The sequence below is a fragment of the Brucella sp. MAB-22 genome (assembly GCF_025908475.1).
Taxonomy (GTDB): Bacteria; Pseudomonadota; Alphaproteobacteria; order Rhizobiales; family Rhizobiaceae; genus Brucella; species Brucella anthropi.
Genome location: NZ_CP109782.1, coordinates 1,670,197 through 1,685,590 on the forward strand (window position 1 = coordinate 1,670,197; position 15,394 = coordinate 1,685,590).

Here is a 15,394-nt window from a genome sequence, read left to right on the forward strand (position 1 = left end):
AAGCCGCGGGGGTTACCCGCGGCTTTCCTATTCACTCACCGAAATGGCTCAGTTCGACTGACGGCGCAGGAAGGCCGGGATTTCGAGCTGATCTTCTTCCGAAGCTGCGCGCGGCTGCGGACGACCCTGATCATCAAGCTGGCCGCGACGTGGTGCGTAGATGGACGAGTCCTGCTGCGGAGCGCGACGTTCAGCCGGACGCATGCCAGGTTCACGGTGCTGAGCCGGTTCCAGACGGGCTGCAGGCTGATCTTCCTCACGACGCGACAGACCATGAGTCAGGCGCTTCAGAAGGCTCATCGGGCCGCGCGGCTCTTCCTGTGCAGGCTGCTGCGGAGCACGACGGGCATTGATTTCAGCCTGTGCAACCGGCGGAAAATCCGAAACGGCAGGCATGCGCGGAGCAGGACGCGGTTCACGAACCGGCTGTTCATGCATCTGCGGCTGCTGGTAGGCCTGTGGCTGTGCTGCCTGATGACCTGCCGGTGCCTGCGGCATCGGTGCACGGGCAACCGGAGCGCGTTCGAAGGACTCCGGTGCCGGAGCCTGGAAAATGCGGCTCTGCGGACGGAATTCCGGCTCAGCAGAAGCCGCAGGAGCTGCCGGTGCGGCTGGAATTTCAGCTTCGGCAGACTGGATCGCCTGGGCAATCGGATCGACCTGACGCGGCTGTTCAACAACTGGAGGACGAAGTGCGCCATGCGGAGCCATTGGCTTCGCCTGTGCAGTCTGCTTTACCGGCTGGCGAAATTCCAGCGGCGCAGGCGCCGCGTCTCCTAACTGCTTATCGATACCGGTAGCGACGACAGAAACGCGGATGACGCCTTCGAGGCCTTCGTCGAAGGTTGCGCCAAGGATGATGTTCGCATCCGGATCGACTTCTTCGCGAATACGCGTAGCAGCTTCGTCGACTTCGAACAGGGTCATGTCGCGACCACCGGTGATCGAGATCAGGAGGCCCTTCGCGCCGCGCATCGAGGTTTCGTCGAGCAGCGGGTTAGCGATTGCAGCTTCGGCAGCAGCCATTGCACGGCCTTCGCCGGAAGCTTCGCCCGTACCCATCATGGCCTTGCCCATTTCGCGCATCACCGAACGAACGTCAGCGAAGTCGAGATTGATGAGGCCTTCCTTGACCATCAGGTCGGTGATGCAGGCAACGCCCGAATAAAGCACCTGGTCAGCCATTGCGAAAGCATCGGCGAAGGTGGTCTTGTCGTTGGCAATGCGGAAGAGGTTCTGGTTCGGAATGACGATAAGCGTATCGACGTTCTTCTGCAGTTCTTCGATGCCGAGATCGGCAGTCTTCATGCGGCGGGCGCCTTCGAAATGGAAAGGCTTGGTCACGACGCCAACGGTGAGGATGCCCCGTTCACGGGCAGCGCGCGCCACGACCGGAGCAGCGCCGGTGCCGGTGCCGCCGCCCATACCGGCGGTCACGAAGCACATATGCGTGCCATTCAGGTGATCGACGATTTCGTCGATGCACTCTTCAGCAGCCGCACGGCCAACTTCTGGCTGGGAACCAGCACCAAGACCCTCTGTAACGGCAGCGCCGAGCTGGATCATGCGTTCGGACTTCGACATCGTCAAAGCCTGAGCGTCGGTGTTGGCCACGACAAAATCCACGCCGCGCAGACCGGCATTGATCATGTTGTTGACCGCATTGCCGCCGCCACCGCCGACACCGAATACGGTGATGCGGGGCTTCAGCTCGGTGATATCCGGCTTTTGCAGATTGATAGTCATAGGTCCTTGTTCCTCTTAAGCCTTACCACCGCTTCGCCGCCGCGGTGTGGATTGGTTGTTACCCAGATGGTCACGCCCCAATAATTCAACACGCTATTTCAACAGCTTACACAATACTTACTACTCAGAAACTCTCTTTCAGCCATTGGCTGACACGTTGAATGCGCCCACCCGTACCGGTCATGAGACCGGAGGAAGCCGCTTTCACCGACCGCTCTTCTATCCCGGCCACCTGCGGGTAAATCAGAAGTCCAACGGTCGCGGCAAAAGCTGCCCCCTTAGCCGCCTCAGGCAATCCCGCTATTCCTAGAGGACGCCCGATTCGTACATTTCTTGCAAGGATTCGCCTGGCTGCCTCTGGCATTCCTGGCAGCTGGCTTGCGCCGCCGGTCAGAACCACACGCTTGCCGACAATATGTCCAAGACCTGACTGGTTAAGCCTGTCGCGCACCAGTTCCAGCGTCTCTTCCACTCTTGCACGGATAATCCGCGTCAGCACCGAGCGCGGATATTGATTGGGTACATCACGCTCATCGTCGCCGATGGGCGGAACGGAGATGAGATCGCGGTCATCGGCAGCGCTCGGCAGAGCGGAGCCATACATGACCTTCAGACGTTCGGCATCTTCCATCCGGGTGGAAAAGCCGCGAGCCACATCCATCGTCACGTGATTGCCGCCGATGGCCACTGCATCGGCGTGAATGAACTTGCCTTCGGAGAAGACGGAGATCGTCGTCGTGCCGCCGCCCATATCGATGCAGGCCGCGCCCATTTCAGCTTCGTCGCCGACCAGAGCGGCAAGACCGCTGGCATAAGGCGTTGCAACGATGGCTTCCACCGACAAATGGCAGCGATTGATGCAAAGCTCCAGATTGCGCAGTGGCGCTGCATCGGCAGTCAGCACATGCATATCGACGCCAAGGCTGTCGCCCAGCATGCCGAGCGGATCGCGAATACCGCGTTCGCCATCGAGCGTATAGCCGACCGGAAGCGAATGAACGAGGTGACGCTCGGCTGCGAGCGCCTGCTTGGCACCGGCAGCCAGTACGCGGCGAATATCGGTCTGCTCGACTTCATGGCCGCCCAGATTAACGCTTGCCGTGAAGGTTTCGCTCTTGAGGCGACCGGCTGAAATATTGACGATCAGGCTATCGACGGTCAGACCAGCCATGCGCTCAGCTGCATCGACCGCAAGGCGGATCGACTGCTCTGCCGCATCCAGATCAATGATGACGCCCGACTTGACGCCGCGTGAACGCTGATGGCCGATGCCGAGCACTTCCATACGGTGCGTGCGACCTGGCAGCAGTGCGCCGCCTTCATGCGGACGCAACCGTGCGATGACGCAGGAAACCTTGCTCGATCCAACATCCAGAACCGTTAACAGGCGCACCTTGCGCCCTGCAGCTCCGCCTTGTGATGATCCCTTGCCGCCCAGAATACTCATACGCGCTTCCCCGTGCGGGATAGTTCTTTTTTACGCTCTGCCAGAAACTTCTGGCGCTGCTCCATGCCACTCGCAGTCAATTGAACAGTCACGCGATCATCGAGACGAAGATCGACCGCAGCGATATCGCGCGACAGAAGATGCTGGTCCTGATCGAGCTTCTCGACCTGTGCGAGTGCCTTCAGCGGATCGGTTTCCGGCAGCATGATGCGCACGCCATTATCCAGAAGCAGGTCCCAGCGACGGTCGCCGACACGGATGTAGGCGCGAACCTTTCCGGCCAGACCCGGATAGGCCGCGATTTCATCAACGAAGCCCTTGACCTTCTTTTCCGCGCCCTCGCCCACGACGAGCGGCAACGAATTGTAACGGCCCGGACGGAACGGAACGATGGTATCGCCGGCGGCGTCGATCAGCGCCAGATCCTTGTCGTTTTGCCAGATGGCGAACGCCTTGCGTTCATGCAACGAGACAAGAACCGTACCAGGATAAACCTTGCGAACTTCTGCGCTTTCAACCCATGGCAGCTTGTCGATGGATTGGCGCGCTTCTTCAGCGCTCAGACCGACGAGAGATGTCTCGCCATCGAGATCGAGCTGACCCAGAATATCGATATCGGACGTCTCGTTGTTGCCGACGACCTTTATATCCTCAATTGCGAAACCGAGTGTGGAAGCAGTCGCCTTGACCACCTCCGGTGTGTGACCGCCAACCGCCATGCCATAAAGGCCGGTAGCACCAAGGAAACCCAGCATGCCGACAGTGCCTGCATGGCGCGGAATATTTACATTGCCTTGGAAAAGGCGAGCAGCAAAGCGAAACGGCTTGCGCAGGAAACGCGGCAGGACAAAAGCAGCACCCGTCGCTCCCGATGCATCCCGCATCGAGCCCGAGCGCCCATATCCGTCCGATTTTCCGTTCAACGCAAACAAGACGCGTCCTCCACCATCCAACTCAACAATTCACCGAAAGAGATACCAGCCGCTTTGGCGATATCAGGCACGAGCGAGGTAGGAGTCATCCCCGGCTGGGTATTGATTTCCAGCCAGATAACTTCGCCATCATCAGAGAAACGATCGTCGAAACGGAAGTCTGACCGGCTTACGCCCCGACACCCGATTGCCCGATGCGCCGTAAGGGCCATTGTTTGTATTTTTTGGTAAATATTTGGTAAAATTTTTGCCGGACACACGTGAGATGACGCGCCTGCAACATATTTTGAATCATAATCGTAGAACTGATGACCGACCGGAATGATCTCACACACGTCCATGACGCGGCCACCCATCACGGCACAGGTCAATTCCCGGCCGGGAATGTATTTTTCGACCAGAACCTCGGCACCGTAGTTCCACTCAGCCGAACTGATGATTTGCGGCGGATGCGTCTGATCCTCCTTGACGATCACGACGCCAAAGCTCGAACCTTCGCGAACAGGCTTGACCACGTAAGGCGGCTCCATCGGATGCCCAGTGCCGATCTCAAAACGGTTGAGCAGAAGCGAGGAAGCAACAGCAACACCGGCAGCAGCCGCAACCTTCTTGGCGCGGTCCTTGTCCATGGCGAGCGCCGATGCGAGCACACCCGAATGCGTGTAGGGAATCTGGAGATATTCGAGAACGCCCTGAATAGCGCCATCCTCACCGAAAGGGCCATGCAGCGCATTGAACGCAACGTCGGGCTTCAGTTCGGCAAGAACGCTGGCAACATTGCGATCCACATCAATACGCGTCACGCAATAGCCGCGCTCTTCAAGGGTCGCAGCGCAAGCCGTTCCGGAGGACAAGCTGACCGGGCGCTCCGAAGAGAAACCGCCCATCAAAACGGCGACGTGCTTTCCCGTCATGTTAGCATCCCCTCTGCGCAATCCCCTGCGCATCAATTAAACAGAATCCGAGTAACCCAGCAGCAAAGGCCGCAGGCACCCGCGGCAGGAAAATCCTGCCGAATCAAATCACTGTGTGGTTAACCCTAAAGAATCAGAGGATTGATTCCGTGACAAGACCCTATAGAAAGGGACGAACCTTACGCGTCGCTTGTGAAGGCAAAAAAGCCCGGAATATCAGGTAGAAAATCCGGGCAACTTTTTTATCAAAATTTTCCAAGAAACTCTTCAACCGGCTCGCCCTCGCGGAACAAACCGAGACGTTTGATTTCCCAATGAAGGCGAATACCCGAATTTTCAAAAACTCTGGCGCGAACCGTTTCGCCCAAAGTCTCCAGATCGTGCCCCGTTGCGGTGCCTGTATTGATCATAAAATTGCAGTGCATTTCGGACATCTGCGCGCCTCCGACGCGCAAACCGCGGCAACCTGCCTTGTCGATTTCCTTCCAGGCCGATGTGCCTTCCGGATTCTTGAAGGTCGAGCCGCCTGTCTTTTCGCGTACAGGCTGCACCGTCTCACGATGATGCTGCACCTCGTCCATGGCTTGTTTGATCGCTTCATGCTCGCCGGGAGTTCCCTCGAACAAGACAGAGGTAAAAATCAGATCCGGCGATGCTGAGGAATGCCGATACGCGTAGCCCATATCCGCATTGGAAAGCACATGCACCTCGCCCTTGCGATCAAGGGCGCGAACCTCCACGACGCGCTCGCGCGTTTCCACGCCGTTGGCGCCTGCATTCATGCGCAAAGCCCCGCCCATGCCGCCGGGTATGCCATGGTAGAAGTGGAAGCCAGCCAGCCCCGCTTCCAGCGCCGCTGCGGCCACGCGCTTGTCAGGCGTCGCCGCGCCTGCCCGCAGCTGCGTCTCAGAAACCTGATCGACTTCACCGAAGCCTTTTGCGGAAAGCCGCACGACAAAGCCTGGAACACCGCCATCGCGCACGAGCAGGTTGGAGCCGATGCCAACCACGAGAATCGGTACCTCTTCCGGCACAGCCTTCAGAAATGAGGAGAGGTCTTCTTCATCGGCAGGCTGAAACAGAACCTGTGCCGGTCCGCCAGCGCGGAACCAGGTGATTTTGTCCATGCCGGCATCGGGCGTCAGCCGACCACGCAAGCCCGACAATTTGCCGTCGAGCTTCTTCAGAAGCGTCTCGCCGCTTTCCATCTTACTTCTTACCCTGTTCAGCCAGTTCTTTCGGCAGCGCATATGCCCACTGCGTAATATTGCCTGCGCCGAGGCAGACCACGAAGTCGCCCGGCTCCGCTATCGAAGCAACCAGCGGTGCCAGTGCTTCTGGCCCGCTGGCATAGCGCGCATCGCGATGACCTGCGGTCTTGATGCGCGATACGAGCGCCTCGGAATTGACGCCTTCGATAGGGTCTTCGCCAGCCGTATAGACCGGCGCTACGATAACCGTATCGGCATCGTTGAAACATGCCGCGAATTCATCAAAGAGGCTTGCCAGACGCGTATAGCGGTGGGGCTGCACAATGGCGACCACACGACCTTTCGTGGCTTCACGCGCAGCTTTCAGCACGGCCCGGATTTCAACCGGGTGATGGCCATAATCATCGAATATCTCGACGCCGTTCCACGTGCCTGTATGGGTAAAGCGACGTTTCACGCCGCCGAACGAGCCAAGACCGCGACGAATATCGTCGGCAGAGATACCCAGTTCATGCGCAACCGCGATTGCTGCCGTCGCATTGGATACGTTGTGCTGGCCCGGCATCGGCAGACGCAGATCCTTGATCTCGGTCGCCTCGCCCTTGCGGGAGCGGATCACGACATCGAACAGGCTCGCCGCGCCATCCATCCGGTGATTGATAAAACGCACGTCGGCCTGCGGGTTCTGGCCGTAAGTCACAATACGCCGGTCTTCGATGCGGCTCACCAGAGCCTGCACTTCCGGATGGTCAAGGCACATCACGCCAAAACCATAGAACGGAACATTCTCGACAAACTGCGCGAAAGCCGCGCGCACAGCATCGAAATTGCCGTAATGGTCAAGATGTTCCGGGTCGATATTGGTGACGACCGCAATATCAGCCGGAAGCTTGAGGAACGTACCGTCGCTTTCATCCGCTTCCACCACCATCCAGTCACCATCGCCCATACGGGCATTGGTTCCATAGGCATTGATGATACCGCCATTGATGACGGTCGGATCAAGATGCCCGGCATCAAGCAATGCGGCGACCATTGAGGTCGTGGTGGTCTTACCATGCGTACCGCCAATCGCAACCGCATGACGGAAGCGCATCAACTCAGCCAGCATTTCGGCGCGGCGCACGATAGGCAGCAGCTTTTCGCGTGCAGCAACCAGCTCGGGATTGTTCTTCTTGATCGCCGTCGAAACGACAACAACTTCGGCATCGCCGATGTTTTCAGCCTTGTGGCCGACAAAGACCTCAATGCCTTTTTCACGCAGGCGCTGCACATTGGCGCTGTCGGACTGGTCAGAGCCCTGTACATGATAGCCGAGATTGTGCAGCACTTCGGCAATACCGCTCATGCCGATGCCGCCAATTCCGATGAAATGGACAAGCCCGATATTCAGCGGCATTTTCATGGCCGAGTTCCTTCTTTGAATTCCTGAACAGATTTACCTGCTGCAATAGCCTCTGCCAGATCAGCAAGCAACTGCGCTGCATCCGGCTTACCAACGCTTTTTGCAGCTTTTGCTTGTGCTTCGAGGCGCTGTGGCTCATTCATCGCAGCCTGGAGTATCGCGGCCAAGCGTTCTGGCGACAATTCCGACTGGCGAACGACCTCACCGCCGCCGACAGCCGCGAGCGCTGCTGCGTTCGCTGCCTGATCGTGATCGAGCGCGTGCGGAAACGGCACCAGCATGGCCGGGCGACCAATCACCGTGATCTCCGAAACGGTCGAAGCACCGGACCGCGAAATCACGAACTGGGCATCCGCCATGCGTGCTGGCATATCGTTGAAAAACGGCGCAACATCAGCGGGAACACCAAGCTTCTTGTAAGCTTCGCGCACAGCGGCTTCGTCTTCCTTGCGGGCCTGCTGGGTGATCAGCAGCCGCGCCCGGTCCCTATCCGGCAGCAAGGCCACGGCAGCGGGAATGGCTGTCGAAAAGAACTGTGCGCCCTGGCTACCGCCAAAAACCAGCAGGCGGAACCGTTCATCCGCCTTGACCGGCTTGTAAGAAGTCTCAGCCGCGGCCAGAACTGGAGGACGCACCGGATTGCCGGTCGTGACCGTCTTTTCGGCATAGACCCCGCCGGTCTCGGGCAGGAAACCACCAGCAATTGCTTTCACGCGACCTGCAAGCCCTTTGTTGGCGCGGCCCATGACGGCATTCTGCTCGTGCACCATCGTCGGGATGTTCATGTTGCTCGCGGCATAGAGCGGCGGCAGTGTTGGATAGCCACCAAAGCCCGCGACGAGTTTGGGCTTCAGCCTGCGGAACAATTTACGGGAATCGAGATTACCCTGCCATAGTGACCAGAACGTCTTCAGGAGCGCTATCGGGTTGCGGCCTGCAATTGTTGCCGAACGAATGACATGAACATGATCTTCCGCGAAGGCACCCGCGAAACGCTGCGCGCGCGCATCGGTCGCCAGATGGACGTCCCAACCACGTGCCTTCAATTCATGCGCCAGCGCTTCCGCCGGAAAGAGATGGCCGCCCGTTCCTCCGGCGGCCAGTACGATTACGCCTTTTACCATCAGCCCCTCACAGCGCAGGAATGCGTTTGCCCATATCGACACCGCTACCGACCGTATGGGTCATGCGGGCTTCCGGACGGCGGCGCGTCAGAGCCAGAAGGATGCCCATCGTGATGGCGATGGCAATGAGCGAGGAACCGCCATAGGAGATGAACGGCAGGGTCATTCCCTTTGCAGGCATGAGATGCAGGTTCACAGCCATGTTGATGATCGACTGGAAGCCGAACAGAATGACAATCCCCGAGACGGCCAGACGGGTGAACGGATCACGCTCGCGCAGCGCAATCGAAAGGCCGCGCACGACGATGAATGCGAACAGCAGCATGATGATCATGCACAGGATGATGCCGTATTCTTCTGCTGCAACCGAGAAAATGAAATCGGTATGGCTGTCCGGGATGATGCGCTTGATGGTGCCTTCGCCCGGACCTTGTCCGAACCAGCCGCCACGCAGAATCGCTTCGCGTCCGGCATCGACCTGGAACGTATCGCCCTCGCCTGTCATGAACCGATTGATACGACCCGCCACGTGATCGAACATGAAATAGGCTGAGATGCCGCCGCAAACCGCAAGACCGCCAAGAACCAGAATCCAGAACATCGGCAGACCGGCGAGGAAGAACATGGCACCCCATGTGCCTGTGGTCAGCATTGTCTGGCCAAGGTCAGGCTGAAGGACGAGCAAAGCAGCAACGGTGCCGAACAGCAGCATGGCAAGAAAATTGCCGGGCATTTCGCCACCGCGTTCACGCTCCGAGAACAGCCAGGCGCAAACCACCACGAATGCAGGCTTCATGAATTCCGACGGCTGGATAGAGATACCCGCCAGATTGACCCAGCGCCGCGCACCTTTCACTTCGATACCGAAGAACAGTGCGGCAACCATCAATACAAGCGAAATGCCGAGCAGGATCAAAGCAAATCGCCTGATCTGGCGCGGCGACAGAAACGACACGCCGATCATGACGGCCACCGCCGGCAGCATGAAGAAAATCTGGCGTTCGACAAAGTGGAACCCGTCGAGGCCGATACGCTGGGCCACGGCAGGACTTGCGGCGAATGACAGCAGAATGCCAAGCCCCATCAGGGCCAGACATGCAGCGAGGAAGAAGCGGTCTATTGTCCACCACCAATTGGCGACAGGACCGCGATCGACACGGCTTACCATCAGCTTTTTCCTCCTATCGGTTCAACACCCGGAAGCGCCAGAACAGCGCTACGGAATGCATCGCCGCGTTTTTCAAAATTCTGGAACTGGTCGAAGCTGGCGCAAGCGGGCGACAGCAGCACAACCGGTTCGGGAGCAGCATCGTTACCGGCATCGCGGGCAGCGTGCTCGACAGCGACTGCAAGCGTGTCGGAAATCTCGAACGGCGCCGCATCGCCAAGCGTTGCAGCAAACTGTGCTGCGGCTTCGCCGATCAGATAGGCCTTGGCAATCCGCGGGAAGAACCCGGCCAGCGAAGCAATTCCGCCAGCTTTCGGCACACCACCTGCAATCCAGTAGATGTTCTGCGGAAAGGACGACAATGCCGGAGCCGTTGCTTCCGCATTGGTTGCTTTGGAATCGTTGACGAACAGTACTTTTCCGCGATGCCCAACCTGTTCCATGCGATGGGCCAGGCCGGGAAAGCTCTTCAATCCCGCATCGATTTCTTCAAGGCTTAAGCCCACTGACAGGCACGCGACGACAGCCGCAAGCGCGTTCTGCGCATTATGCGCGCCGCGCAGCGAACCGATACCTTCCAGGGAAGCGATTTCGTCAATTTCCCCGTCCTGCGACCAGAGCAGCTTTGCGCCGTCAGCGAAATAGCCTTTGCCGAGGTGCCTTTCCTTGGAAATTCGCACGACGTGTACACCATCGCGATAAAGCCGGTCCGCAATGGCTTCGCAATAATCATCATCAACGCCGACAATTGCCGTGTCGCTCGCCGCCACCAGACGTTCCTTGATCGCGGCATAGTTTTCCATCGAACCATGACGGTCGAGATGATCCGGTGTCAGATTGAGCAGAATGCCCGCCGTCGGGTTCAGCGATGGCGCCAAATCGATCTGATAGGATGAACATTCGACCACATAGAAGCGATTTGCCTGCGGCGGCTCCAGCGTCAGGATTGCGGTGCCGATATTGCCGCCAAGCTGCATATCCCGACCGGAAGCCTTGATGATATGGGCGATCAAAGCGGTCGTCGTCGATTTGCCGTTGGTGCCGGTGATGGCGATGAACGGGCAATCGGGAGCAATGTGATTGCGCTCGCGGACAAACAGCTCCACGTCGCCGATGATTTCGACACCTGCGGCATGAGCCAGATCGACAGTCCAGTGTGGCTTTGGATGGGTCAGCGGAACGCCCGGCGAAAGCACGAAAGCCGCAAATTGCGACCAGTCAGCCTGTCGCAGATCGCCTGTGGCAATGCCCGCGCTCTGGGCACGGGCAACACTGTCGGGATTGTCATCCCAGGCAATGATCTTTGCGCCGCCCGCAAGAATGGCCTTGGCGGTCGCGATACCCGACCCGCCCAGTCCGAAAAGGGCGACTGTCTTATCCTTGAGGGCGGTGATCGGGATCATTCGATATGCCTGTTATCTGAGCTTCAGGGTGGAAAGACCGATCATCGCGAGAATGATCGCAACGATCCAGAACCGGATCACGACCTGGCTCTCGGTCCAGCCCTTCTTTTCGAAATGGTGGTGAATAGGCGCCATGAGGAAGACACGCTTGCCGGTCAGCTTGAAGGAGCCAACCTGAATGATGACGGAAAGCGCTTCGACGACGAACAGGCCACCGATGATGGCGAGAACGATTTCATGCTTCGTTGCAACCGCAACGGTGCCCAGCATACCACCCAGCGCCAGCGAACCCGTATCGCCCATGAAGATAGCGGCGGGAGGCGCATTGAACCACAGGAAGCCGAGGCCCGCGCCGATAACAGCGCCAAGAACCACAGCAAGTTCACCTGTGCCCGGCACGAAATGAATTTGCAGATAGTCAGCGAAGATCGCGTTGCCGGAAAGATAGGCAATGAAGCCGAAAGACGCCGCGGCCACCATGACCGGTACAATTGCAAGCCCGTCGAGACCATCTGTCAGGTTTACGGCATTGCCTGCGCCAACCATGACGAAGGCTGCAAACGGAATGAAGAACCAACTCAGATTGACGACGAACTGCTTGGCAAACGGAAATGTCAGCGAAGAGGAGAACGGCTCCTGCCCTGCCCGCATGATGACAAAAGCGGCAACAGCGGCGATCAGGAATTCGATGCCAAGACGCGCCTTGCCGGAAAAGCCCTTGTCAGACTGCTTCGTCACCTTGAGATAATCATCATAGAAGCCGATGGCGCCGAAACCCACCGTAACCAGCAGAACGACCCAGACATAGACGCTGGCCAGATTGGCCCAGAGCAGGCACGACACAAGAATGCCGGTCATGATCATAAGACCGCCCATGGTGGGCGTACCGGCCTTCTTGAAATGGGTCTGCGGACCGTCAGCGCGGATCGGCTGGCCTTTCCCCTGACGCACCCGGAGCGAGTTGATGATCGACGGGCCGAACAGGAACACGATCAGCGCCGATGTAATCATCGCGCCGCCGGTGCGGAAGGTAATGTAGCGGAACACATTGAGCGGTGTCATATGTTCGGCGAAGAAGGTGAGAAGCATCAACATGTAGAGAAAAATCCCTCAAATACCGCTTACTCCGCGGGTTCCACCGGCGGAAACTGGCTGATCAACGTCTTGACGATTTTGGAAAAGCCGATCCCCTTCGACGATTTCACCATGATGACATCGCCCGGACGGACCGCCTTGATCACCAGCGGCAACAATTCGTCGGTGCTTTGCCTGTACTCGGTCTGAATTTCAACCGGCAAGGCATTTTTCAGCGCCGACATGTCCGGTCCACCGATAAAAAGCGTGTTCACTTCAGCATCCACGATCGGGCGCGCGAGATCGGCATGAAGTTTGCCCGATTGACGGCCAAGCTCCAGCATGTCCCCCAGAACTGCGATGCGACGACCACGCGAGCCTTCCGGTGTGGTCGAATGCAACAACGACAGGGCTGCGCGCATCGAGGTCGGATTGGCGTTGTAGCTCTCATCAATCAGCGTGAAGGTTCCTTCAGGATGCTGAAGCACATGGCGCGCGCCGCGACCGCCTTCGGCAGAAAGCGTCGCCATGGCCATCATCACCTTGGCGATATCAGCTCCGACCAGATCAGCGGCCCCAAGAACGGCGAGCATGTTCTGCACAATATGACGGCCCGGCATACCAACCTTCACGGCTGCTTCATGCGTTCCGATTTTGACCGTCATGCAAGAGCAGGTTGGGTGCAGCTTCACTTCGCGCAGACGATAGTCGGACCGGGCGTTCTCGCCGAATGTGGCAATGTGTTCGACACCAGCCTTTTCGGCCAGTTCTTCCAGCTGTTTGAAGCGCTTGTCATCACGATTGAGAAGCGCATAGCCGCCTGGAACTATGCCTTCGAAAATCTCCGCCTTGGCAACGGCGATTTCTTCCAGATTGGCGAAATGACCAAGATGTGCCGGTGCAATCAGCGTGATCAGCGCCACATGCGGGCGCACCATCTTCACCAGCGGACGAATTTCGTCGTGATGGTTCATGCCGATTTCGAAAACGCCGTAATCCGTATCGGCAGGCATGCGCGCAAGCGTCAGCGGCACACCCCAATGATTGTTGAACGACGCCACAGAAGCATGGACCTTGCCGACTTCCGAAAGAACGTGACGCAGGGCTTCCTTGGTCGTCGTCTTGCCGACGGAACCCGTCACCGCGATGATCTGCGCCTTCGAGCGTGCCCGCGAGGCAATGCCAAGCTTGGTCAGGGCCTCAAGCACATCCTCGACCACGATCATCGGTACTTTGGAATTGCCGAATGCGGGCAGACGATGCTCGGCCACCACAAGAAGACCCGCACCAGCGGCCATGGCGCTGGTTACGAAATCATGCCCGTCGAACTGTTCGCCCTTGATGGCGAAAAAAGCCTCGCCCGGTTTCAGCGAACGGCTGTCGATTGAGATGCCGGTTATGCCGCCGGGAAGGTTGCCAAAGGGCCTGCCTTCCATGGCTTCAACCATATCGTTGGATGTCCAGAGCCAGTCACTCATTCCGAGCGCTCCTCAAGGCGGGCAGCAAGTGCTGCTGCAACTTCCGCATGATCAGAGAACGGCAAGGTAATGCTGCCGACAATCTGGCCCTCTTCATGCCCCTTGCCTGCAACGACCAGCGTATCGCCCGCCTGCATCATGGAAACAGCGGTAAAGATAGCCTCTCGACGATCACCAATTTCGGTCGCGCCCGGCGCTGCTGCCATGATTTCCGAGCGGATTTGGGCTGGAACCTCCGAGCGCGGATTGTCGTCCGTGACGATTGCCACATCCGCCAGTCGCGAGGCGATTTCGCCCATGATCGGACGCTTTCCCTTGTCGCGGTCGCCGCCACAACCGAAGACCACGATCACCCGGCCCGTCGTGAACGGACGCACCGAAGTCAGAACATTTTCCAACGCCTCAGGCTTATGGGCGTAATCGACATAGGCTGGAGCGCCATCTTCCGTCGCACCGACGAGATCGAGCCGTCCCGGTGCGCCTTTGAGGAGCGCCAAGGCACGCATTGCAGCCGCAGCCGGAACGCCCGTAACCATGGCAAGCCCTGCGGCAACCAGCGCATTTGCGACCTGAAAATCTCCGGCGAGCGGCAGTTCGATCTCAAAAATCTCATCGCCGATGCGCACTTCGACATGCTGGCGGAAACGCTCGTGCTCGACCCGCTTGAGAGCAATGAAATTGCCTTTTCGTCCGACCGTCTTCACGTCGCATCCAGCAAGCGTCGCCGCCTCGATGGCCTGCGCCGAGAAATGATCGTCGGAGAAGATGATGGCTGGCGCCCCCTTCGGCAAAAGCGTGTTGAAGAGACGCATCTTCGCGCCAAGATATTCCTCGATGGTCGCGTGATAATCCATATGGTCGCGACCGAGATTGGTAAACGCACCGGCAGCGAGCTTGACACCATCGAGACGACGCTGATCAAGGCCATGCGACGAAGCTTCCATGGCCGCATGGGTCACGCCTTCATCGGCAAGCTCTGCCAGAACACGATGCAACTCCACCGGATCGGGTGTTGTCAGCGAATTATAGTCGCTGCGCGTCGGCGAGAACACGCCGGTCGTACCGATATTCGCCGCCGGAAAACCGGCATAGGCCCAAATCTGTCGTGCAAAGGACGCGACGGAAGTCTTGCCGCTGGTGCCTGTAACCGCAACCATAACTTGTGGCTGCTTGCCATAGAACTGCGCCGCAGCAACTGCCAATGCAAGGCGGGGATCATCGACATGAAGAACCGGCACACCTGCGTCAGCGACAGCCGTATCCTTGCCTGCGATGATGGCGCTGGCACCGCGCTTGACGGCATCGGCGACAAAAGCCGCACCGTCTGCTTTCACGCCTTTCAACGCTGCGAAAAGAAAACCGCGTTCGACCTTGCGGGAGTCCGACGTGACGCCGGTGATCTCCACCTCACCGGCATCGCCGGAGGCCAGTTCCTTAAAGAGAACGATTTCCTTCAGTTTCATGGTCATACCAAATCCAGATTCAGTTGTGC

General features: G+C 58.4%; 12 protein-coding genes. All 12 read right to left on the bottom strand.

Annotated features, from left to right (window positions below):
- Window positions 1–48 precede the first annotated feature (48 nt).
- Window positions 49–1,746, bottom strand: coding sequence for a cell division protein FtsZ (ftsZ, locus tag OHI65_RS17605; protein WP_012091754.1), 1,698 nt, complete (start codon window positions 1,744–1,746; stop codon window positions 49–51).
- 124 nt (window positions 1,747–1,870) lie between these two features.
- Entirely contained in the window at window positions 1,871–3,193 is a 1,323-nt protein-coding gene (ftsA, locus tag OHI65_RS17610; RefSeq protein ID WP_012091753.1) for a cell division protein FtsA, read from the bottom strand.
- Window positions 3,190–4,125 (bottom strand): cell division protein FtsQ/DivIB, encoded by a 936-nt coding sequence (locus OHI65_RS17615; protein ID WP_040129183.1) that lies wholly within the window; start codon window positions 4,123–4,125, stop codon window positions 3,190–3,192. Before OHI65_RS17615 ends, ftsA begins: the two co-directional genes overlap by 4 nt.
- On the bottom strand, window positions 4,113–5,039 hold the full coding sequence (locus OHI65_RS17620) for a D-alanine--D-alanine ligase (RefSeq protein ID WP_264358756.1): 927 nt from the start codon (window positions 5,037–5,039) through the stop codon (window positions 4,113–4,115). The genes OHI65_RS17615 and OHI65_RS17620 overlap by 13 nt, the downstream gene beginning before the upstream one ends.
- 245 nt (window positions 5,040–5,284) lie before the next feature.
- A complete protein-coding gene (murB, locus tag OHI65_RS17625; protein ID WP_094513917.1) occupies window positions 5,285–6,247 on the bottom strand; it encodes a UDP-N-acetylmuramate dehydrogenase in 963 nt (320 codons plus the stop codon).
- A gap of 1 nt (window position 6,248) precedes the next feature.
- A complete protein-coding gene (gene murC / locus OHI65_RS17630; RefSeq protein ID WP_125300103.1) occupies window positions 6,249–7,655 on the bottom strand; it encodes a UDP-N-acetylmuramate--L-alanine ligase in 1,407 nt (468 codons plus the stop codon).
- Window positions 7,652–8,779, bottom strand: a complete 1,128-nt coding sequence (murG, locus tag OHI65_RS17635) for an undecaprenyldiphospho-muramoylpentapeptide beta-N-acetylglucosaminyltransferase (protein ID WP_125300102.1) — start codon at window positions 8,777–8,779, stop codon at window positions 7,652–7,654. Before murG ends, murC begins: the two co-directional genes overlap by 4 nt.
- A gap of 7 nt (window positions 8,780–8,786) precedes the next feature.
- Window positions 8,787–9,947: a putative lipid II flippase FtsW gene (gene ftsW, locus OHI65_RS17640; RefSeq protein WP_125300101.1), complete on the bottom strand. Its 1,161-nt coding sequence runs from the start codon at window positions 9,945–9,947 to the stop codon at window positions 8,787–8,789.
- Window positions 9,947–11,350 (bottom strand): UDP-N-acetylmuramoyl-L-alanine--D-glutamate ligase, encoded by a 1,404-nt coding sequence (gene murD / locus OHI65_RS17645; RefSeq protein WP_125300100.1) that lies wholly within the window; start codon window positions 11,348–11,350, stop codon window positions 9,947–9,949. Before murD ends, ftsW begins: the two co-directional genes overlap by 1 nt.
- Before the next feature lie 12 nt (window positions 11,351–11,362).
- Window positions 11,363–12,445, bottom strand: a complete 1,083-nt coding sequence (gene mraY / locus OHI65_RS17650; protein ID WP_012091745.1) for a phospho-N-acetylmuramoyl-pentapeptide-transferase — start codon at window positions 12,443–12,445, stop codon at window positions 11,363–11,365.
- Between the two features lie 26 nt (window positions 12,446–12,471).
- A complete protein-coding gene (locus OHI65_RS17655; protein ID WP_010659725.1) occupies window positions 12,472–13,902 on the bottom strand; it encodes a UDP-N-acetylmuramoylalanyl-D-glutamyl-2,6-diaminopimelate--D-alanyl-D-alanine ligase in 1,431 nt (476 codons plus the stop codon).
- Window positions 13,899–15,371 (bottom strand): UDP-N-acetylmuramoyl-L-alanyl-D-glutamate--2,6-diaminopimelate ligase, encoded by a 1,473-nt coding sequence (locus OHI65_RS17660; protein ID WP_125300099.1) that lies wholly within the window; start codon window positions 15,369–15,371, stop codon window positions 13,899–13,901. Before OHI65_RS17660 ends, OHI65_RS17655 begins: the two co-directional genes overlap by 4 nt.
- Between the last annotated feature and the right edge of the window lie 23 nt (window positions 15,372–15,394).